Origin of the sequence: Rhizobium sp. T1470, assembly GCF_042140505.1 — a bacterium.
Lineage (GTDB): Bacteria > Pseudomonadota > Alphaproteobacteria > Rhizobiales > Rhizobiaceae > Rhizobium > Rhizobium favelukesii.
Genome location: NZ_CP148091.1, coordinates 3,135,746 through 3,155,325, shown reverse-complemented (window position 1 = coordinate 3,155,325; position 19,580 = coordinate 3,135,746). Strand labels below are relative to the sequence as shown.

Genomic DNA, 19,580 nt, shown 5'->3' with positions numbered 1-19,580 from the left:
GCGCCTATCCGAAAGAGCAAAGATCGAGGTGAAACAAGAAGGGGCGGCGAGGGCCGCCCCGTTCATCAGTTTCAAAGGCCAAGGCCCGACTTCACGGCGGCAAGGGCGTCCTTGCCATCCTTCGTCGTGATGCCTGCGAGCCAGGGATCGACTGCGTTCGGATTTGCCTTCAGCCACTCGGTCGCGGCGACCTGCGGATCCTCACCATCGTTGAGGATCTTGCCCATGATCTGGTTTTCCATTTCCAGATTGAACTTCAGGTTCGAGATGAACTTGCCGACGTTGGGGCATTCGGTGGTGTAGCCGGCACGGGTGTTGGTGTAGACCGTCGCGCCACCGAAGTTCGGACCGAAGGTGCTGTCGCCGCCCGTCAGATAGGTCATCTTGAAGTTTTCGTTCATCGGATGGGGCGCCCAACCGAGGAATACGACCGGCTTGCCTTCCTTTTCGGCGCGGGCGACCTGCGCCAGCATGCCTTGTTCGGAGGACTCCACGAGTTCAAGGCCGCCCATTCCCATCTCGTTCTTTTCGATCAGGGTCATGACGAGGCGGTTGCCGTCGTTGCCCGGCTCGATCCCGTAGATCTTGCCGTCGAGCTCGTCCTTGTGCTTGCCGATGTCGCCGAAATCCTTGATGCCGAGTTCAACGCCCTTGGCATTGGTCGCGAGCGTGTACTTGGCGCCCTCGAGGTTGACGCCGAGGGAATCGACAGTCTTTTCATCGAGGTAGGGCTGGACGTCCTTCTTCTGGGCCGGCATCCAGTTGCCGAGGAACACGTCGATGTCCTTGTTTTTCATCGACTGATAGGTGACCGGAACCGAGAGAACCTTAACATCCGGCTCGTAGCCGAGGTTCTTCAGAATGACTGCGGCGGTGGCGGTGGTGGCGGTGATGTCCGTCCAGCCGACGTCTGAAAGACGCACGGCCGAGCAGCTATCGGGATCTGCGGCGAATGCTGCTGTTGCAACAGAGAGAGCGGCAACTGCGGTGGCGGTGGTCAGTTTGAATGCGCTTGTCGTTTTCATTTTTGACTCCCAGTCTTGCGTTCCCAAGCCAATCACCAATAGCCGAGTTTTACAAGCGACCCGAGCGCGTTTGCGCCGCATTGCAGTATCCGATTGCGACGTAGGGCATTTTTCGCGGAATGCCGGGTTTTCAAGGGTTTTGACGGTTTCTGGCCTCGATTTTCCTGTGATTATCAAAATGAGGGACTTTTCTTCGCAGTTTCGAGCTTCCAAAAAGCGAAAGACGGAGAAAACGATGGCAAAACTCTATTTTAACTACTCGACCATGAATGCCGGCAAGTCGACGATGCTGCTGCAGGCCTCCTATAATTACGAGGAGCGCGGCATGCGTGTCGTTTTGCTGATTGCGGCCTTCGACGAGCGCGTCGGAAAGGGGATTATCGGCTCCCGGATCGGGCTCAAGGCGAGCGCCGTCGGCTTCGAACCGGAAGCGGACTTGCAGGCCTTGATCGGCGACCTCAGCAAGGAGGGGGAGCCAATCGCTTGCGTCTTCGTCGACGAAGCTCATTTCATGACGCGCGAACATGTCTGGCAGCTCGCCCGGATCGTCGACCGCATGAACATTCCGGTCATGGTCTATGGGCTCAGGACCGATTTTCAAGGGAAACTGTTTCCCGCGTCTGAGGAGCTTCTTGCGATCGCCGACGAGATGCGCGAGGTCCGGACGATCTGCCATTGCGGGCGCAAGGCGACGATGGTGGTACGCCTCGACGCAGAAGGAAAGGTGCTGCGCGAAGGCGCGCAGATCGATGTCGGCGGCAACGAAAAGTACGTGTCTCTGTGCCGGCGCCATTGGGATGACGCCATGAACGGGGAATGGCTCGCCGAAGCGGTATGACCGTTCCTCAAATCGATTCCGGTTCGGCGGCTTATGCGCTAGTTTCGCCATAACCGAGCCATTTCGCCATAACCGATTGATGGAGGCGTCCCCGTGCGCAAGCCTTTTTCCTTCGACACGCAGCTGGAAGCCGCGCGAGCGCTCGTGGAACAGTTGCGTCTTGAAGCCAGGGTCTGCGTCGAGTTCATCAGCGAGTTTGCACGCCATGGGGCCGCGGTCGACGATGAGCGCTTCCTTGTCGAGAACGGCCGCTTCCAGGCGTTTGTCGCAAACGGCGCGAGCCTGACCAATCTCCTCGCGGAACTCGTTTCCGTCCTCGATACGCTGACGATCAAGGTTTCGTCGGATCTCGACAGCTTCCGTGGCCTGACGGCGGGCGAAAGATTCATCGGTCGCTTTTCGCGCCAGCGGATGTGGCGTCGCCATAGCGCGCGGGTGCGCGCTGCTCCTGTTGTGGAGCGGCTGCGCGACCTGCTGGTGAAGTCGGATGCCACCACGGGTGTCATCGCGAGCTACCGCACGATTGGCATCGACTTTCATAAGTTGGGGGAGCATGGGCTGATCGGTGTCGTCGAGCAGCGCCGTCGGCTTGTCGACAAGATCGATATCGCGCGCCTCCGCATCCGGGAATTGAATGCCAGGGCGCTGACGACGCAGGGCAGGATTGGCCTTTACGGAAGCAAGGCCGAATGGGAGCGCATGGAAGAAGAGCGTCGCGCCCTGAAGGCGGACGCTGGCCGCGTTGCCGATGAAGAACGCGCAATGCGCGAGGATAGCCAGCGCCGCGAACGCTTCATCAATCTCTTCCAGGTTTTCGTCGATGCCCTGAATAGCCAGGTCGGCCAGTGCAACGCCCTCAGCCGCAAGATGGTGATCGACACCGAAGAGCGACTGCTGATCTATCAGGCACAGGTCGACACGGACATTCCGGGTTCGAAGGTCCAGATTTCAGCCGAACTCTTTCCCGCCATTGCCGGTCCGATTGAACTGTTTGAGCGTAACATGCTGGTGCCGCAGGAATTGGAGCATCGCAAGCGGATGGCAGACGCCGTCTTCGCGAGCAAGTTCGGGGCCTTCCAGCAGGCGCCGGAGGAAAGCTCCGGCGGGCCGATCATCGATACGACGAAAATCTCCAAGCGTCTGCGCTTCCGCTTTCTGCGCTCTTAGCCTCTCGCCGAAGAAACAATAATATCAGCATGATATTGTCCTTGCCGGAGCGAGCGCATATGTCAGTGCGCAAACAACGTTCGCCGATCACGGCAAGGAGAAGACGATGCTCGACCGGATCGCCGGGTTTTTCAGGCTGATCGGCCGGACCATCGCACGCTTTGCGCGGATCTTCTTCGCCTGGGCTTTCTGGCCATTTATCGCCGCCCGTGGCTGGTATGTACAGCGCACATGGATGGTCCGGTTGCCGATCCTTGGCTTTCTCGGGCTGCTTGCTGTTCTCTATTGCTATTTCATCTGGCAGACGCAGGTCTGGTCCGGGTTCAACCCTTCTTTCGTGAACGAGTATCGACTTTCGGAGCGCAAGGTTCCCGCCGGTCAGGAACTGCCGACAACAGACGGGTCGGCGACGAAGACCTGCCAGCGCTCGGCCATCGTCGATGTCGCCGCCGATCTGACGGACTTCAACGTCAATCAGAATGCGTGGATCTCCTCCATGCTCCTCTATCGTCTCGGCTTCTTCGGCATCGACTGGGATCACACGCCGTTCCTCGACAACAAGGCGTCGTTTCAGCGTGGCGTGAACCAGGCGGTCCGTCGCACCTCGGTCGAACTCGTCGATACGCTTGGCCGCGTGCGGGGCACGTCGGGGATCAACAACGATCTGCAAAGGGCGCGCGGAAATTTGCAGTTCGACGAGTACAGCTGGTATTTCGGACTTGATCCGTTCGGGCCGAAGACGCCGACACCAAGCTATTATCGCTCCGCTCTCGAAAGCCTGCGCAAATTCAATGCCGACCTAGCCGCCTGCAACGCGATCTTCGATGGACGCGCGGACAACCTGATCCAGTTCGTCGACCGCATCGCCAACGATCTCGGCAGCACCTCTGATGTGCTCGCCGACCGCTCGCAGAACCATCATCGCGGCTGGTTCGATACACGCGCCGACGACCGCTTCTGGTTCGCCTACGGTCAGCTTTATGCCTACTACGCGATCCTTGCGGCCGCACAATCCGACTTTTCCCAAGTCGTCGCGGAGCGCAATCTGGGCGCAATCTTTAGCGCAACGACGAGGCAGTTCCAGGCGGCGTTGCAGATCCAGCCGGCAATTATTTCCAACGGTCGGGAAGACGGCTGGATCATGCCGAGCCATCTGGCGACGATGGGCTTCTACATTCTTCGCGTCCGGTCGAATCTCGTCGAGATTCGCGCCGTACTCGATCGCTGAGCACCTTGTTCAGTTGATCAGTTTCATCCGGATCGCCTTGGCGACAAGCTGCGTCCGGTTCACGCAGTCGAGCTTTTTGATGGCGCTTGTCATATAGGCGTTCACGGTGTGATCGGATAGCGAAAGGATCTGGCCGATCTCGATCGACGTTTTTCCCTGTGCCGTCCAGCGGACGACCTCCCGTTCGCGGGCAGAAAGGGGCGGGTGTTCCATGAGCTTCGATTGCTTCGTGCGGTGATACGCGTCGAGCAAATGGAGGGTCACCATGGTGAGTTCGTTGAGCTCCGTCTGCCCGACCGCTTGGCGGTCGCCCGCCAGCCAGAACAGGATTCGCTCACTGTCGCGTGTATAGGCGGGCACCGCGACGCCCGTCGGTATGCCGAAGGCGCGCAGAAGCTTGCTCAACTCATCCGGGAAAATACTGTCGCAGGCATTGTCGGAAAGGTTCCAGGAACGCGGCAGGGCCGAGTCGCCCATTCCCGTGGGCAGCGTCGGAAAGCGCATGATGCGGGCGCGGTCAAACTGGTTGAAGTATGCGGATGGAAGCGAGGTTTCGATGAGAAGGGTTTTGAGAAGAGTGCTTTCGGGAGCGGGGGCATGCATCAAGGTTACATGCCGGAAACCGTAAGCGCGTGCTGCCCCAACGAGAGCTTGTGCGAATTCGGCCCTGGTGTTGCCGCTGAAATCTCCGTGACGAGAGACAGCTGCCGTTCCGAGGTCGTCATGTAAGACATGAATGCGTCCCTGCTTACCTTCATATCAGCGCAATAGAATATGCAAACTGATATATTTGCTAGTGCCAAACAGCGCGGCGCGCAGTGATTAATTTCAATTGTATTACTTTAACCACAGCGATCGGCCTATGGTTGTTTTCATGCCCGCTGGAAACGCAACCCAAGGAGACGGAATGGACCATTCCATCTGTGCGAAGGCGACTGAGCGCCCGTGCGGGCCGGAATTCCGGGGGCGCCCGCCAGGCGCCAAGGACTTTCGAATCATTTCGGGATCAGATCTTGTCCGTTATCTTCGCTTTTTGGTCAGCTCGAAAGGATGATGCGCTCGACAATGAGTTCGAGTGATTTCATGTCTTGTCCTAGCAATGGATAGGTTCGATGTCTGACTGATAGCGGCTTGGACGAGCGTTGGGCAACCAGCGCACTATTCACAGTCGCGGCATATTTCGCTATCCCGTTGAAACATATGTGGCGCCGATCGCGCGCAGACGAGAGTGGGGAAACGGGGATGGCACCATACAAATCCGACATCGAGATCGCGCGCGCGGCGGATAAGAAGCCGATCTTCGAAATCGGTGCAAAGCTCGGCATTCCGGCCGAGCAACTGGCGCCATACGGGCATGACAAGGCCAAGCTCAGCGCCCAATTCATTGCCGCGCAGGCAGAGAAGCCCGATGGCAAGCTGATCCTCGTCACGGCAATCAATCCGACACCGGCAGGCGAGGGCAAGACGACGACGACCGTCGGCCTCGGCGATGGGCTGAACCGGATCGGCAAGAAGGCCATCGTCTGCATCCGCGAGGCTTCGCTCGGACCATGCTTCGGGGTGAAGGGCGGCGCTGCGGGCGGCGGCTATGCGCAGGTCATTCCGATGGAGGACATCAACCTGCATTTCACCGGCGATTTCCACGCCATCACCTCCGCCCATAACCTGCTTGCCGCGATGATCGACAATCACATCTATTGGGGCAACGAACAGGATATCGATCTCAGGCGCGTCACGTGGCGGCGCGTGATGGACATGAACGACCGTGCGCTGCGCGAGATGGTCTCCTCGCTGGGCGGCGTCGCCAACGGCTTTCCCAGGCAGAACGGCTTCGACATCACGGTGGCTTCCGAGGTGATGGCCATTCTCTGCCTCGCCAGGGATCTCAACGATCTGGAGGAGCGTCTCGGCAATATCATCGTCGGCTACCGCCGCGACAAAACGGCCGTCTATGCCCGCGACTTGAAGGCGGACGGCGCGATGGCGGTTCTCCTGAAGGATGCCATGCAGCCCAACCTCGTCCAGACATTGGAAAACAATCCGGCCTTCGTGCATGGAGGCCCCTTTGCCAATATCGCGCATGGCTGCAACTCGGTGATCGCCACCAAGACGGCGTTGAAGCTCGGCGACTACGTCGTGACCGAAGCGGGTTTCGGTGCGGATCTCGGTGCCGAGAAATTCTTCGATATCAAATGCCGCAAAGCCGGATTGAAGCCCGATGCCGCCGTCATCGTTGCGACGGTGCGCGCGCTCAAGATGAATGGCGGGGTGAGGAAGGACGATCTCGGAACGGAGAATGTCGCCGCGCTGAAGAAGGGCTGCTCCAACCTCGGCCGCCATATCGCCAATGTTCGCAAGTTCGGCGTTCCCGTCGTCGTCGCCATCAATCATTTTGTCTCGGATACGGATGCGGAAGTCGCAGCGGTGAGGGAGTATGTCTCCCGCCTGGGGGCGGAGGCGATCCTGTGCCGGCACTGGGCCGAGGGTTCTGCCGGCATCGAGGAGCTTGCCTACAAGGTGGTCGAACTTGCGGAATCGGGACAGTCGAGATTCGAGCCGCTCTATCCCGACGATGTCTCCCTGTTCGAGAAGATCGAGATCGTGGCCTCGAAGATCTATCACGCGGGCGAGGTGACGGCGGACAAGGCTGTGAGAGACCAGCTGCTGGCCTGGGAGGAGCAGGGATACGGGCACCTGCCGGTCTGCATGGCCAAGACACAATACTCCTTTTCGACCGATCCGAACCTGCGCGGCGCGCCAGAAGGACATATCGTGCCGGTGCGCGAAGTCCGCCTCTCGGCGGGGGCCGGCTTCGTGGTCGCAATCACCGGCGAAATCATGACCATGCCCGGCCTGCCGAGATCGCCCTCGGCGGAGCGGATCTACCTCAATGATCAGGGCTATATCGAGGGGTTGTTCTGAACCTTTCAGCAACGCAAGGCGTTAGTGCGGTTCGCCCGGCTTGGATTGGAAACGACGATGTCGCTCTGTGGCTATACTCGACGCTGTGCTTTCGCAGCGGCCGCGGTCCTTTTGCTGCTCGCCAACAGCGCTATGGCCGACGAGCAGGCGGTTGCCGAAAGCATGGCCGATTTCATGAAGGGTCATCCCGATTGCATGGAATTTAGCGATCAGTGTTCGACCTGCGCCGTGGTCGATGGCAAAGCCGCTTGTTCGACGCCGACGATCGCCTGCATCAAGAAACCCTATGTCTGCACGCGGCGCGCAGGTCATTGAACCGGTACATCCGCCTTTAAGGTGGCGACGCCAGCTACAGCATCGGCGAAAAAATCGGAATCGATTTTCGGAAAGCACGATGCGGGGGCTCAAAGAGTTAGAGCGTCCTTTGTGCGCCCATTCGAACGCACGGCGCGCTAATGACAGTAGCGATATCCTCCGTTCCGCTCCAACACGTCGAGGTGGAAGTGCGTTTCGTGGGCTGCGTCACTTTCAGGGTCCAGCACCGTCGTGAAGTAGAGGCAGCCGGCGGCGCTGATCGTCCGCTGGAAGGCGCCGATCAGCGTTGGATCCTCCCGGCGCGGCTGAACGGCGACGTCCTTGCCTTTTTCGAAGCTGAAGCTTGCAATGTCGACCGCATTGCCGCGCGCGTGCTCGGAAACCTTGCCGATTTCCGCGCCATTGCGCAGGCGGCAGATATAGGAGGACGCCTGATTGACGGCGACGATGCGGCCCTGGTTTTTTGCGGCGACGCTTGCCGCCGGGATGACGCTTTCCTTCATCCAGCGGGCCAAGGCGAGAGCGACAGGACAGCGAAACACCGCCTCGGGCTTCAATTTGATTCCCGGCAAAGCCTCGGAAACCTTGATCGGTTTGTCGATTCCGCAGCCGTTGCCATCGTCGATGCGCGCGATATCCTTGAAGACAACGCCGAGGACCTGAAGCTCCCTCTCACATTCCGAATGCTCGGCATCGCTCTCTGCGGCGATCGTCAGATGCTGCTCTTCCAGCGTCTGCTGCGAGGGAAGTTTCGGCCCCTGCTTTTCCGGCTGGTTGGAAAAATCGGGAGGCCCCTGTTTGGCGGGCGGCGTGTCAGCATCGCTTCGCTCCGGTTTCGGTTCAGGTATCGGGGGAAGTTGCGGGGTGGGCGCTGCAGTATTGGATTGACCTGGACGGACCGCCGGAAAAGGGCCCTCGTCCGGCAGACGTGCGTCGGTCAAAAGCCCGATGCAGCCCAGTGCCGATAGAATCACGATGATATTCTTCACGCATCCACCCGTTGTATGTTGACCCGGGAGGGGAACGTGCGGATGCGGTTTTCGTTGCAATATCGCAACGTTGATCGCTACGATGAAAATATGATTTATTAAATCAAGATAACTGGCTCCCGATATATTGACAATTAAACTCATGTTTTTTATGCGGCAAAAAGAAGGCGAAAAACGTCGCCAGAAAGCCTAGCCAGCCCATCGAGAACGCAACCGCGTCACGACCAGCCAGCCCGGTGGATATTTTTCTCAAGGGGTTGATTTCATGATCGTCCGGCACTCGCGCTCGGTTCTACTCGCCTGCACAACACTCGCCATTGTTTTGCCTTGCGCCATCGCTTTTGCGCAAAGCGCGCCTTCGACTGCCCAGACGGCCGAAGAGCAGAAGGCCAAGAACGAGGGCGATACCTTCCTCTCGCCAATCATCGTGAAGGGCAGCCGGCAGGCGGCCAACGATCCCTACAACAAGGCGGGTCCTTTCAGCACGGTCACCGCGGACCAGATCAACCTCCAGTCCGGTCAGGGCACTGATGATCTGCTGCGCAGTGTTCCCGGAACGTCGACGGCCAACAATCCTCAGAACCCGGGGGTGGCCGTGAACATTCGCGGCTTCGAAGGCTCCGGCCGCGTCAACATGTCGATCGATGGCGTTCGCCAGAATTTCCGCTTCACCGGCCACGAGGCGCAAGGATTTACCTATGTGGATCCAGCCTTCCTGGCAGGCATCGACGTGACCCGCGGTGCAGTCACCGGTATCGGCGGCGGTGCACTGGCCGGGACAGTCAATTTCCGAACCTACGAGATCGATGATCTGATCCAGGGCGACAAGAACTACGGTGGTATCGTCTCAGCGACGGTCGGAACCAACGAACTTGGTTGGTCCGAATCGGCCATTGGCGCCTATCGGTTCAATGATGTCTTTGCCGTCCTTGGCGGTATCAGCAAGAGCGATCCGGGCAACTACGAGAACGGCGACGGCGTTACCGTGCCTTTCACCGAGCAGGATCTGCTTTCCGGCATGCTGAAGGCTGAGATTACGCCGAATGCGGAAAACACGATCAAATTCGGCGGCATCACCTACGACAACGACTTCTTCGCGAATTCCTATTTCCAGAACGTGAAGAACAAGACGTTTGCCGCGAGCTACGCCTATACGCCCAGCGACAACGAGCTGATCGATTTCAAGACGGACTTTTACTACAACCACCTTGAGATGAAATATGACACGAACGCCACGGGCGGCGGTGCGGCCGCCGGTCGCCGGATTACCGATACCGGGATTGGCTTCGACGTTTCCAACACCTCCAAATTCGACATTGGCGACGTCGCCGTCTCCACGAACTATGGTGTCGAGTATTTCCGCGACGATTACGACGTGATCAACAGCCGGACGCAGCCCTTGGGTGGCGTCAACGGTAGCGGCAAGAGCGGCATCCTCGGCGTCTTCGACACGACCACGTTGACGTACGGCATGGCGGATCTGACGCTTGGCCTGCGCTACAATCATTTCAATCTTGACGGTTCGGGTTCTGTCGTCGCAGGCAATCCGCTGGGCATGCCGGCCGGTCCTTATAGCGTCGATAAGTCCGACGGGCGCCTGGACCCCAGTGTCACCTTTGCGCTGAATCCGACCGAGTGGTTCCAGCCTTATGTGACGTATGCTGAGACCCAGCGCGCGCCGACCCTCAATGAAACCTTCGCTGGCGGCTCACACCCCGGTTCTACCGGCCAGACCTTTTTCCCGAATCCTTTCCTGGAGCCGGAAACCTCCAAGGGCTGGGAAGTCGGCGCCAACATCAAGCTGGATGGCATTCTGGATGCAGGCGACAGCTTCCGCTTCAAAGCCAACTACTTCAACGACAACATCGACAACTACATCACCGGTGCGTTTGCCGGAGGCGGCAGGCAGACCTTCTTCGTCAACAACCCCGGTACGTCAAACGTTCGCGGCATTGAAATCCAGGCGGCGTACGACGCGGGCTTCGTCTTCGGCGATCTTGCCTATACCCATACCGATACCAATCTTCCGTCGCAGGTCAACGGCTTCGGTGTGCAGAGCTATCTTCCGGAAAACATCTTCAGCGGTACCCTCGGTGGGCGCTTCCTTGAAGATCAACGCCTGACACTCGGCACGCGCCTCTACGCTGCCGGAAAGGCTGACATCGGGCAAATCAATGCAACGAATGCCGGGCGCCCACGATTCATGAGTGGCTATGGCGTTGTCGACCTTTTTGCCAACTACAAGTGGGAAAATGGTCTGGAATTGACGGCGAGCGTGACGAACGTCTTCGACAAGACCTACACGCCGGCTTCCAGCACGATCCAGAGCACGGCGATCGACACCGGTCGCGGTCGTACCTTCATGGTGACAGCCAAGGCCAGATTCTGAACCAGTGGCATTAAGATGTGGAGGGCGGCCATTGGGCCGCCCTTTTTCATTCCCGGATTCGGCTCTTGCGCTCGATCCGATCTCACGCTAACAATTTCGCCCATGAACACGTCCTTGAACATTGCAGTTTGGTGGTGGGCTCGCTGAGGCGGCCTCGACCAATCGTGTCCAAAGACGACGAGTGAGCCGCCCGGAAAACGCCAGGCGGCTTTTTTGTTTTTAAGGCTGCCTGTCATCCGGGCCCCGATAACGGAGTGGAACAATGGTAACGATCCTTCGGGATGACGGAGCGGAAATCTACGAGACGCGGGGCGGGATTACCGTCACCCGGCAGCGGCGGGCGATCCCCTATGCCGATGCGGTCTCCTCTTATATCGACAAGCTCGACGAGCGCCGCGGCGCCGTGTTTTCGTCGAACTACGAATATCCGGGCCGTTATACCCGCTGGGACACTGCCGTCGTCGATCCGCCACTCGGGATTTCTTGCCATGGCCGTGAAGTTTGGATCGAGGCCTACAACGAGCGCGGTGAGGTGATCCTCTCCTTCATTACCGAGCGCTTGAAGACGGTCTCCGATCTGGTGCTCGGCGCCTCCACGGCGCGGCGCCTCGATTTGACGGTGAAGACGCCGGAGCGCGCCTTTACCGAGGAAGAACGCTCGAAGATCCCGACGATCTTCACGGTGCTGCGCGCTATCACCGATCTCTTCCATTCGCAGGCGGATGCGAACCTCGGCTTTTATGGCGCCTTCGGCTACGACCTTGCCTTCCAGTTCGATGCAATCGACCTGAAGCTGACGCGCCCGTCCGACCAGCGCGACATGGTTCTCTATCTGCCGGATGAAATCCTCGTCGTCGACAACTACTCTGCCAAGGCCTGGATCGACCGTTACGATTTCGAAAAGAGCGGGCTTTCGACCGAGGACAAGGCGGGCGACATTCCGGCCGAGCCGTTCCAGCGCACCAACGTCATTCCGCCGAAGAGCGACCATCGCCCCGGCGAGTATGCCGAGTTGGTGGTGAAGGCCAAGGAAAGCTTCCGCAAAGGTGATCTCTTCGAGGTGGTGCCCGGCCAGAAATTCATGGAGCGCTGCGACAGCAAGCCGTCCGACATTTCCAAGCGCCTGAAGGCGATCAATCCGTCGCCCTATTCCTTCTTCATCAATCTTGGAAACCAGGAGTATCTGGTCGGCGCCTCGCCTGAAATGTTCGTGCGTGTGTCCGGCCGACGCATCGAGACCTGCCCGATCTCGGGCACGATCAAGCGTGGCGAGGACCCGATCGCCGATAGCGAGCAGATCCTGAAGCTTCTGAATTCCAAGAAGGACGAATCCGAGCTGACGATGTGCTCGGACGTCGACCGCAATGACAAGAGCCGCGTTTGCGAACCCGGCTCGGTGAAGGTCATCGGCCGCCGCCAGATCGAGATGTATTCGCGCTTGATCCACACCGTCGACCACATCGAGGGCCGGCTGCGCGACGACATGGACGCTTTTGACGGCTTCCTCAGCCACGCCTGGGCCGTGACGGTAACCGGCGCGCCGAAGCTCTGGGCGATGCGCTTCATTGAAAGCCATGAGAAGAGCCCGCGCGCCTGGTACGGCGGGGCGATCGGCATGGTCGGCTTCAACGGCGACATGAACACTGGCCTGACGCTGCGCACGGTTCGGATCAAGGACGGGATCGCGGAGGTCAGGGCAGGGGCGACCTTGCTCAACGATTCCGATCCGCACGAAGAAGAAGCCGAAACCGAACTGAAGGCCTCCGCCATGCTTTCCGCCATCCGCGATGCCAGGGCCGGCAACTCCGGCAAGGTCAGCCGCGACGTCGCTGCCGTCGGCAAGGGCGTCAATATCCTGCTTGTTGATCACGAGGACAGCTTCGTACATACGCTGGCCAACTACTTCCGCCAGACCGGCGCGACCGTTTCGACGGTTCGCACGCCGGTGCCGGACGAGATCTTCGACCGGCTGGATCCGGATCTGGTCGTGCTGTCGCCGGGTCCCGGCAATCCGAAGGATTTCGATTGCAAGGCGACGATCAAGAAGGCGCGGGCGCGCAACCTGCCGATCTTCGGCGTCTGCCTCGGACTGCAGGCGCTGGCCGAGGCCTATGGCGGCGAACTCCGCCATCTAGCGCTGCCGATGCACGGCAAGCCGTCGCGCATCCGTGTGCTGGAACCGGGCATCGTCTTCTCCGGCCTCGGCAAGGAGGTGACGGTCGGCCGCTATCACTCGATCTTCGCCGATCCCTCGACCTTGCCGCGTGATTTTATCATCACGGCGGAAAGCGAAGACGGCACGATCATGGGCATCGAGCACGACAAGGAACCGATTGCGGCCGTGCAGTTCCACCCGGAATCGATCATGACGCTTGGCGGCGATGCCGGCATGCGGATGATCGAGAACGTCGTCGCCCATCTGTCGCGCAAGGCAAAGACAAAGGCGGCCTGAGACGACGCTTCAGGCGAGGCCGTCTCGGCCTCCTTGGAGATAATCGGCGGCATGGCCAATGTGGTGGCCATGCCGCCGGGGCTATGGATGGCCGCGTGCTCCTGAAGATCCTGAAATCATCGCGCTGATCGCTGCGGCAACTGCGGCCGGCATCGGATTGCCAAGGCCGATCTGGCGCGACGATCCGACCCCGGGAGATGTCCGTCATCGCATCCTCGTCCTCAGCAATCCGATCCACAGCGACATCGCCGTGCCGGTTGACGCCGACACTCTTGCGCGGTTCGGCTTCCTTCGTGACGGCGCGCTTGATCTGGACGACCCGAACCTTGGCTACATCATCCTCGGATGGGCAGGCCGGTCGTTCTATTCGGAAACGCCGACCTGGGCAGACCTGAAGGCGATGCCGGTCTTCAAGTGCTTCAGCCCCGACAATTCCGTGATGCATGTTTCGCTGGCCGGCGACATTCCGCTCGATCACCCGAGCGTCGTGGCAGTCGATGTCGGCGCGGAGGGATACCGGCGCCTGCTCGGGTTGGTTCTCGGCAGTTTCGCGAAGCAGGTCGACAAGCCGATGCCGCTGGCCGCATTTCCTATGGCGAGAACGATGCCTTCTTTGAAGCCGAGGGCTATTTCAATGCCTTCCTGGGGTGCAACACCTGGACTGCCACGGCGTTGCGTCAGGCCGGTCTCGTTTCCGGGTGGTGGACGGCGCTGCCATGGATGCTCAGAGCTTCCCTGTGGCTCCACAATGATCAGGCCGCATTTGCTCATGAAGCCGTCTCCGACAATCTGCCGTGAACTGCGATCTTGCGCGGCTGCCGCCTTGGCGGCGCGGACGATTTTGTGCCGCCCACGCTCCTCGCCTCGCATCGGCTTGACAGTGTGCAGTTCGGACACCAGCGACGAGAGCCGGCAGGTTCTGATTGACATCCTGCAACAAATCAGAACATTTCGGGAACGATGAATGAGGAATAACGTCGTGGCCAATGCTGAGAAATTTATCGTGCTCCCGTACCGTAAGAACCGGGGCAATCTGGTGCCGGGCGAGATGCGCCAGGCATCGAATGCCATCAGCGCGGAGAAGATTGCCACCTCCATGGCCTCGCGTTTCGTCGGCGTCGCGGCCTATGCCGTGATGGTCGATGAAGAGACCGGCGATATGTCGTCGCCGCGGCTCATTGTCCGGCACGGTGACATCGCCGATATCAACCCCTGATAACCTCGACCCATGATGGAAACCTCGCTCTACCTGCCGGTGAAAAGCTTTCTGGAGGCTGCGGGCTATGTCGTCAAAGGCGAGATCGGCGGATGCGATCTCGTCGGCTTGAGCGAGGGTGAGCCGCCCGTCGTCGTGGTGTGTGAGCTGAAGCTCAGCTTCAATCTGGAGCTTGTCCTACAGGCGGTCGATCGGGCTGTGATGAGTGATGAAGTGTGGATTGCGGCTCGCGTTTCGGCCAAGGGACGAGGCCGCGAGGCGGACAAGCGCTATCGCGATCTTTGCCGTCGGCTGGGGATCGGCATGCTCGGCGTTTCCGATACCGGACAAGTCAGCGTCATCGTCAGTTCCGTCTCGCCGATGCCGCGCACCAATCCGAAGCGCCGGTCGCGGCTCGTCAAGGAACATCAGCACCGACGCGGCGATCCGGCCGTCGGCGGCGGCTCGCGTGCGCCGATCATGACGGCCTATCGCCAGCGGGCGCTCATCTGCGCCGCAGTACTCAATCAAGGGCTCGTGCGGCCGCGCGACATGAAGGCGCTGGCACCGGATGCGGGGAAGATCCTGCTCGGCAATGTGTATGGCTGGTTCGAACGGCGGGAGAAGGGTGTCTATGCCCTGACGCCAGCCGGCGAAGCGGCACTCCTCCGTTGGCCGCAATCAATCAGTTTCACAGCCGAAAGTGCGGCAGTATCGACGTCCTCAAGCCCGGCCGAGAGTACTTAGCGACCGAGGTCGCGCCCGGCATTCGCGTCGACCGGTCAGGATCGCCGTTTGCGACGGCGACCCGTCGAGATCTTTCTTGCGGATCCTGTTTGACAAAATGGGTATCATCACACATATGAGCCGCATGGGCCGCCTGTGCGATTTTCGCGCGGGCGGTTTTGCGTTTGAATGGGCTGGTTTCTGCAATTCATTCGCATCCGCACCGATGTCTGCGCAGGGGATGAAGATGAACGAAAAGGGCAGTCTTACGGTTCGGCGGCTGGCGCTCTGGGGTATCCCGATGTCGCTCGGCGTCATGGGCTTGAAGATGGTCGCATGGTGGGTGACAGGCTCGGTGGCGTTGCTGTCGGACGGGCTGGAATCGACGGTGAACGTCGTTGCCGCCTTCGTCGCCTTCTTCGTCATCCGCTATGCGCAGAAACCGGCCGACCACGATCATCCCTTCGGCCATCACAAGGCGGAATATTTTTCGGCGGTGACCGAGGGCGCACTGATCGTCGTGGCGGCGCTGCTGATCGTCAATGAGGCGATCGGGCATCTCTCCGATCCGCGGATGCTGGATGCGCCGGCCCTCGGCCTGGCGATCAACTTTGTCGCCGGCGTGATCAATGCCGTCTGGGCGCAACTCCTGATCAAGACCGGACGCAAGTACCGATCGGCGGCGCTGACGGCGGATGGTCAGCACATCATGTCCGACGTCGTCACCTCCGTCGGCGTTCTCGCCGGCCTGCTGCTGGCGCTGGCCACCGGTTATGCGATCTTCGACCCAGTGCTCGCCATTCTGGTCGCCATCAACATTCTCTACCAGGGCTTCAAGGTGATCTGGCATTCGATCGGCGGCCTGATGGATCAGGCGGTCACACCCGATGAGGAAGAGGCGATCATGCAGGCGATCGCCATGCACGCCACGGGCTCCATCGGCGTGCACGACCTGAAGACGCGCCGCGCCGGCACTGTCACCTTCGTCGATTTTCACCTTGTCGTGCCGGCCGCCCTGTCTGTAAGGCAGGCGCACGATATCTGCGACCGCCTTGAAGATGCCATCCGTGCAGCGCATCCGGGCTCCAGCATCGCCATTCACGTTGAGCCTGAGGGTGAAAAAGCCCATGGCATCCGCGTCAAAGTCATCAAGGAGGCTTGAATGCCCACCACAGACGTGTCCAACCTGTCCATGCTGGGCAGCCAGACAGAATCTCCGAAATCACCTGAGGAAGCGGTGCTGGAGAGGGTGCCGTCGAGCCACGCCGGCACCGACTATGTCGTCCGCTTCACTGCGCCGGAGTTCACGTCGCTTTGCCCGATGACGGGGCAGCCCGATTTCGCCCACATCGTGATCGACTACATCCCGAACGACTGGCTGGTGGAATCGAAGTCGCTGAAGCTGTTCCTGCATGCCTTCCGCAACCACGGCGCTTTCCACGAGGATTGCTCGATCTATATCGCCAAGCGGCTGGTCGAGCTGCTCGATCCGAAGTGGCTCAGGATCGGCGCCTACTGGTATCCGCGCGGTGGCATTCCGATCGACGTGTTCTGGCAGACCGGCAAGCCGCCGGAGAACGTGTGGCTGCCCGACCAGGGCGTCGCGACCTATCGCGGTCGCGGCTGAGGCGTTCGTTTGACCAACACAGCACCGTTATCCCGCCGCCAACGGACGGCGGCTGGGTTGATTTGACTGGGAGTCCCGGAATTCAAACCTTGTCGTGGTCGGGCGCGAGTGTGAACTTGGCGCGATCCATATGGATTTGGCGCTTCTCGCTTCGAAAATGGGCGGCTCGCATAAGATTGCGCGCCTTCACGAGCTCGAGACGCAAGCGCATGAAATGCTTGCGCAGCTTGCTCTTTGGCCTGAATGCATCGTCTTCGGATGTCCGAAGGAAGGGCGCCGCCCTGACCGTGCTGTCGCCGATAAAACGCAGCTGGACGACCGGAGCGGGTTCGATCTGAAGGGCCGTCACCCACGATCGATGCCAGAAATGCGCGTCGACCAGCGCATACGTCCTCGTATCCTCAAGCATTCTGGTGGCTGCTCGCGGGCCGATGACATAGCCAGCCAGGCCGAGCCGATTTTGAAAGACGCGCGTGGCCTTGTGGCCCGTGCGATCATCTATCCAAAGCGGCGACTTTGCCACGATATGGGGCTGAGGGACGAACTCCAGATCGTAGACGCAATTCCAATCGTCATCTCGGTCGCGGATCGTCGTTATCACGTCGCCAATATCACTCGAAAGGACGGCATCGTCTTCCAGTATGATTGTCTTTTCGTTTCGCTCTACGACGGCGTTCCATGCCATTCTATGCGAGGTGAAGCAGGCTATGTCCTGGCGAAGCGTCGGACTTGGCCAGTTGTTCGCGGCTCCCTGGCAGTCTTCAGGCGATAGGTCGCTTGCTTCAAACGCATCAAGAAAACGATACTCCAATCCAAGTCTCGCCATCTGTTGAGACTGAAAATGCCTTCTCTCGTGCTCTGACCTGCGACTGATAATAAGGATATTCACTACGCTCTTGCCTGCTGCACCGTCATAACGCTTCCGACCTTATCGAGAACTCCGCCTCTCTCGTCAAGGTTGATCTGTCGGTTGCTGATATACGTCCGAGAACGGATGGGAGCATCGTCGTGCGCCGCGACCGACAGACTGGCATCAAGCGAAGGCAACCAGACCGCCTCAGACGTTGAAGCTGTCGTCATTGCCGACGTCGGATTGATCGTTGTCGGCAGAGGCGTCATCGTTGGTGTCGTAGTCTGCCTGTTGCAGACCGGCAGCGTCGTTGTCGTCGCTTTTATCGTTACTTGTGGTGTTGTCAGCTGCCTGCTGCTTGTCCCCGTCGTTGCTGAAGTAGTTGTTGATGACGGTCTCTTCGGTCGGCGCGTTGCCGAAGGGATTGTTGCCGGCAAGCGGTGAACCCCAGCCAAGCGACGACATGTGGCTCCCGAAGATCCCGCTCAGCGAGTTGGCAAGCAGCATGCCACCTGCGACGCCTGCCGCGGTGCCGAGCGCTCCCTGCAGGAAGCTGCCGCCTGCGGAGGGCGCCGCCGCCTGCGGGCTCCAGGGCCCGGTCGGTTGCTGTGGCATGGCGCGCGGGGCAGTGTCGAAGCCGCGATCCTGCTGGATCTGCTGGCGCGGGGCGCTTCCCCATGGGCCTGAGGAAGGCGGGGGGGACGCCGGCTGCTGCGGGCTCTGGCTGCTGCCGAAGATCGAGCTCAAGAAGCCGCCGCCCTGTTCAGCCTTGTGATATTCGCTCTGGTCGGCTTCGAGCAGACGAATGCGCTCTTCCAACTGCTTGATGTGATTGGCCGCCGCTTCGAGGCCCTTTTCCTGCACGATCACAGCCTGCGCCAGATAATAGGTGGCATACAGTTGCTCGCGCGTTCCCTGATCGATCAGCGCTTCGGCGTCATGGTCACGCGGCGTTGCGATGCGGTGCGGACGCGCTCGAAAAGGGCGGTCAACAATTGGCGTTCTTCAGGTGACATGGCCGGTCTCCTCTGTTGCTGGCGATTTGCGCCTAGGGATGACGTAGGAACGGATTTCGACTTTTCAAAGCCGCGCCAAGTTACATTTCGGTAAGCCGCCGGGCTGCCTAACCATATCTTCATCCGTTCCGTGGCTTGTCTTTTTCCCGCATTGTTTTACGCATGGAGTCGCACTATGTGCGGGGAACCCGAATTCGACGTAAGAGAGGTTCGAATGTACGAAGAAGAAGAACAGGACGACAAGACGAAGGAACTGCCGCTCGGCAAGGAAACGGAGGCGAACCTTTTCAAGTCGCGTTCGATCTTCATCTACGGGCCGATCACGCAGGAACTCGCGCAGAAGGTCTGCACGCAGCTTGTGGCGCTTTCCGCGGCCAATGACGAGGACATTCGCATCTATGTCAACTCGCCTGGCGGTCATGTCGAATCCGGCGATTCGATCCATGACATGATCAAGTTCATCAAGCCGAAGGTCTGGATGATCGGAACGGGCTGGGTCGCATCGGCCGGCGCGCTGATCTTTGTCGCGGCGCCGAAGGAACAGCGCATTTGCCTGCCGAACACGCGCTTCCTGTTGCACCAACCCTCCGGCGGCACGCGCGGCATGGCATCCGACATTGAAATCCAGGCTCGCGAGATCATCAAGATGAACGAGCGTCTGAACAAGATCATGTCCGAGGCCACCGGCCAGCCTTACGAGAAGATCGCTGCCGATACCGACCGCGACTACTGGCTGTCTGCGGAAGAAGCCAAGGCTTACGGCCTCGTTTCTCGCATTGTAACGTCGCAGTCCGAGATCTGATTTCGTGCTATGAGAAGCGCCCTTGCTTGCTGGATGGCG

Annotated in this window: 16 protein-coding genes and 3 pseudogenes; 14 read left to right on the top strand and 5 right to left on the bottom strand. The window is 59.8% G+C overall.

Translation table 11 applies throughout. From position 1 onward, the window contains the following. Window positions 1-71 precede the first annotated feature (71 nt). A complete protein-coding gene (locus WGT02_RS15895) occupies window positions 72-1,025 on the bottom strand; it encodes a choline ABC transporter substrate-binding protein (RefSeq protein ID WP_208249976.1) in 954 nt (317 codons plus the stop codon). A 235-nt stretch (window positions 1,026-1,260) separates the two neighbouring features. On the opposite strand from WGT02_RS15895, the gene WGT02_RS15890 reads away from it, so the two are divergent. The 3 genes from WGT02_RS15890 to WGT02_RS15880 all read left to right on the top strand — a co-directional run bounded on the left by WGT02_RS15890 (window position 1,261) and on the right by WGT02_RS15880 (window position 4,258). After that, window positions 1,261-1,863 (top strand): thymidine kinase, encoded by a 603-nt coding sequence (locus WGT02_RS15890; RefSeq protein ID WP_024313930.1) that lies wholly within the window; start codon window positions 1,261-1,263, stop codon window positions 1,861-1,863. A 93-nt stretch (window positions 1,864-1,956) separates the two neighbouring features. Beyond that, a complete protein-coding gene (locus WGT02_RS15885) occupies window positions 1,957-3,030 on the top strand; it encodes a hypothetical protein (RefSeq protein ID WP_024313929.1) in 1,074 nt (357 codons plus the stop codon). A gap of 106 nt (window positions 3,031-3,136) precedes the next feature. Further along, window positions 3,137-4,258 carry a DUF2333 family protein gene (locus tag WGT02_RS15880; protein WP_208249978.1) on the top strand — a complete coding sequence of 374 codons (1,122 nt, stop codon included), beginning with the start codon at window positions 3,137-3,139 and terminating at the stop codon, window positions 4,256-4,258. A 9-nt stretch (window positions 4,259-4,267) separates the two neighbouring features. Here WGT02_RS15880 and WGT02_RS15875 read toward each other — a convergent pair. Continuing rightward, window positions 4,268-4,992 (bottom strand): annotated as a pseudogene (locus tag WGT02_RS15875) (LuxR C-terminal-related transcriptional regulator). A gap of 508 nt (window positions 4,993-5,500) precedes the next feature. On the opposite strand from WGT02_RS15875, the gene WGT02_RS15870 reads away from it, so the two are divergent. Continuing rightward, entirely contained in the window at window positions 5,501-7,180 is a 1,680-nt protein-coding gene (locus WGT02_RS15870; protein WP_024313926.1) for a formate--tetrahydrofolate ligase, read from the top strand. Window positions 7,181-7,237: 57 nt separating this feature from the next. Beyond that, window positions 7,238-7,495: a hypothetical protein gene (locus tag WGT02_RS15865; RefSeq protein ID WP_024313925.1), complete on the top strand. Its 258-nt coding sequence runs from the start codon at window positions 7,238-7,240 to the stop codon at window positions 7,493-7,495. A gap of 137 nt (window positions 7,496-7,632) precedes the next feature. Here WGT02_RS15865 and WGT02_RS15860 read toward each other — a convergent pair whose 3' ends face one another. Next, window positions 7,633-8,484 carry an extensin family protein gene (locus tag WGT02_RS15860; RefSeq protein ID WP_208249980.1) on the bottom strand — a complete coding sequence of 284 codons (852 nt, stop codon included), beginning with the start codon at window positions 8,482-8,484 and terminating at the stop codon, window positions 7,633-7,635. Window positions 8,485-8,749: 265 nt separating this feature from the next. Here WGT02_RS15860 and WGT02_RS15855 point away from each other — a divergent pair, with 265 nt between their 5' ends. From WGT02_RS15855 to queF, 8 genes and pseudogenes are all read left to right on the top strand, one after another. Then, window positions 8,750-10,873 (top strand): TonB-dependent receptor domain-containing protein, encoded by a 2,124-nt coding sequence (locus WGT02_RS15855; RefSeq protein WP_024313923.1) that lies wholly within the window; start codon window positions 8,750-8,752, stop codon window positions 10,871-10,873. Window positions 10,874-11,135: 262 nt separating this feature from the next. Beyond that, window positions 11,136-13,325 (top strand): anthranilate synthase, encoded by a 2,190-nt coding sequence (locus tag WGT02_RS15850; RefSeq protein ID WP_208249982.1) that lies wholly within the window; start codon window positions 11,136-11,138, stop codon window positions 13,323-13,325. A gap of 58 nt (window positions 13,326-13,383) precedes the next feature. Then, window positions 13,384-13,830 (top strand): annotated as a pseudogene (locus WGT02_RS15845) (DUF2459 domain-containing protein); the annotation flags it as partial. Next, window positions 13,740-14,123 (top strand): DUF2459 domain-containing protein, encoded by a 384-nt coding sequence (locus WGT02_RS15840; RefSeq protein WP_318246556.1) that lies wholly within the window; start codon window positions 13,740-13,742, stop codon window positions 14,121-14,123. The pseudogene WGT02_RS15845 and the gene WGT02_RS15840, both read left to right, overlap by 91 nt. Window positions 14,124-14,304: 181 nt before the next feature. Further along, window positions 14,305-14,541, top strand: coding sequence for a hypothetical protein (locus WGT02_RS15835; protein ID WP_024313920.1), 237 nt, complete (start codon window positions 14,305-14,307; stop codon window positions 14,539-14,541). A gap of 15 nt (window positions 14,542-14,556) precedes the next feature. Then, complete coding sequence (locus tag WGT02_RS15830; RefSeq protein ID WP_024313919.1) at window positions 14,557-15,267, top strand: DUF2161 domain-containing phosphodiesterase; 711 nt, start codon at window positions 14,557-14,559, stop codon at window positions 15,265-15,267. 226 nt (window positions 15,268-15,493) lie between these two features. Further along, window positions 15,494-16,408 (top strand): cation diffusion facilitator family transporter, encoded by a 915-nt coding sequence (gene emfA / locus WGT02_RS15825; RefSeq protein ID WP_208249983.1) that lies wholly within the window; start codon window positions 15,494-15,496, stop codon window positions 16,406-16,408. Next, window positions 16,409-16,873 carry a preQ(1) synthase gene (gene queF / locus WGT02_RS15820; protein ID WP_024313917.1) on the top strand — a complete coding sequence of 155 codons (465 nt, stop codon included), beginning with the start codon at window positions 16,409-16,411 and terminating at the stop codon, window positions 16,871-16,873. It begins immediately after the preceding gene. An 82-nt stretch (window positions 16,874-16,955) separates the two neighbouring features. On the opposite strand, the gene WGT02_RS15815 is transcribed toward queF, so the two are convergent. Then, window positions 16,956-17,699, bottom strand: coding sequence for a glycosyltransferase family 25 protein (locus tag WGT02_RS15815; protein WP_339151134.1), 744 nt, complete (start codon window positions 17,697-17,699; stop codon window positions 16,956-16,958). A 231-nt stretch (window positions 17,700-17,930) separates the two neighbouring features. Then, window positions 17,931-18,739 (bottom strand): annotated as a pseudogene (locus WGT02_RS15810) (DUF2076 domain-containing protein). Window positions 18,740-18,953: 214 nt separating this feature from the next. Here WGT02_RS15810 and WGT02_RS15805 point away from each other — a divergent pair. Further along, entirely contained in the window at window positions 18,954-19,541 is a 588-nt protein-coding gene (locus WGT02_RS15805) for an ATP-dependent Clp protease proteolytic subunit (RefSeq protein ID WP_024313914.1), read from the top strand. The last annotated feature ends 39 nt before the right edge of the window (window positions 19,542-19,580 follow it).

What these genes read in the sequence shown, in the direction of transcription:
- WGT02_RS15895 (WP_208249976.1), bottom strand. Translation starts at nt 1,025, where the DNA reads ATGAAAACGACAAGCGCATTCAAACTGACCACCGCCACCGCAGTTGCC.
- WGT02_RS15890 (WP_024313930.1), top strand. Translation starts at nt 1,261, where the DNA reads ATGGCAAAACTCTATTTTAACTACTCGACCATGAATGCCGGCAAGTCG.
- WGT02_RS15880 (WP_208249978.1), top strand. Translation starts at nt 3,137, where the DNA reads ATGCTCGACCGGATCGCCGGGTTTTTCAGGCTGATCGGCCGGACCATC.
- WGT02_RS15870 (WP_024313926.1), top strand. Translation starts at nt 5,501, where the DNA reads ATGGCACCATACAAATCCGACATCGAGATCGCGCGCGCGGCGGATAAG.
- WGT02_RS15865 (WP_024313925.1), top strand. Translation starts at nt 7,238, where the DNA reads ATGTCGCTCTGTGGCTATACTCGACGCTGTGCTTTCGCAGCGGCCGCG.
- WGT02_RS15855 (WP_024313923.1), top strand. Translation starts at nt 8,750, where the DNA reads ATGATCGTCCGGCACTCGCGCTCGGTTCTACTCGCCTGCACAACACTC.
- WGT02_RS15850 (WP_208249982.1), top strand. Translation starts at nt 11,136, where the DNA reads ATGGTAACGATCCTTCGGGATGACGGAGCGGAAATCTACGAGACGCGG.
- WGT02_RS15830 (WP_024313919.1), top strand. Translation starts at nt 14,557, where the DNA reads ATGGAAACCTCGCTCTACCTGCCGGTGAAAAGCTTTCTGGAGGCTGCG.
- emfA (WP_208249983.1), top strand. Translation starts at nt 15,494, where the DNA reads ATGAACGAAAAGGGCAGTCTTACGGTTCGGCGGCTGGCGCTCTGGGGT.
- queF (WP_024313917.1), top strand. Translation starts at nt 16,409, where the DNA reads ATGCCCACCACAGACGTGTCCAACCTGTCCATGCTGGGCAGCCAGACA.
- WGT02_RS15815 (WP_339151134.1), bottom strand. Translation starts at nt 17,699, where the DNA reads ATGGCGAGACTTGGATTGGAGTATCGTTTTCTTGATGCGTTTGAAGCA.
- WGT02_RS15805 (WP_024313914.1), top strand. Translation starts at nt 18,954, where the DNA reads ATGTACGAAGAAGAAGAACAGGACGACAAGACGAAGGAACTGCCGCTC.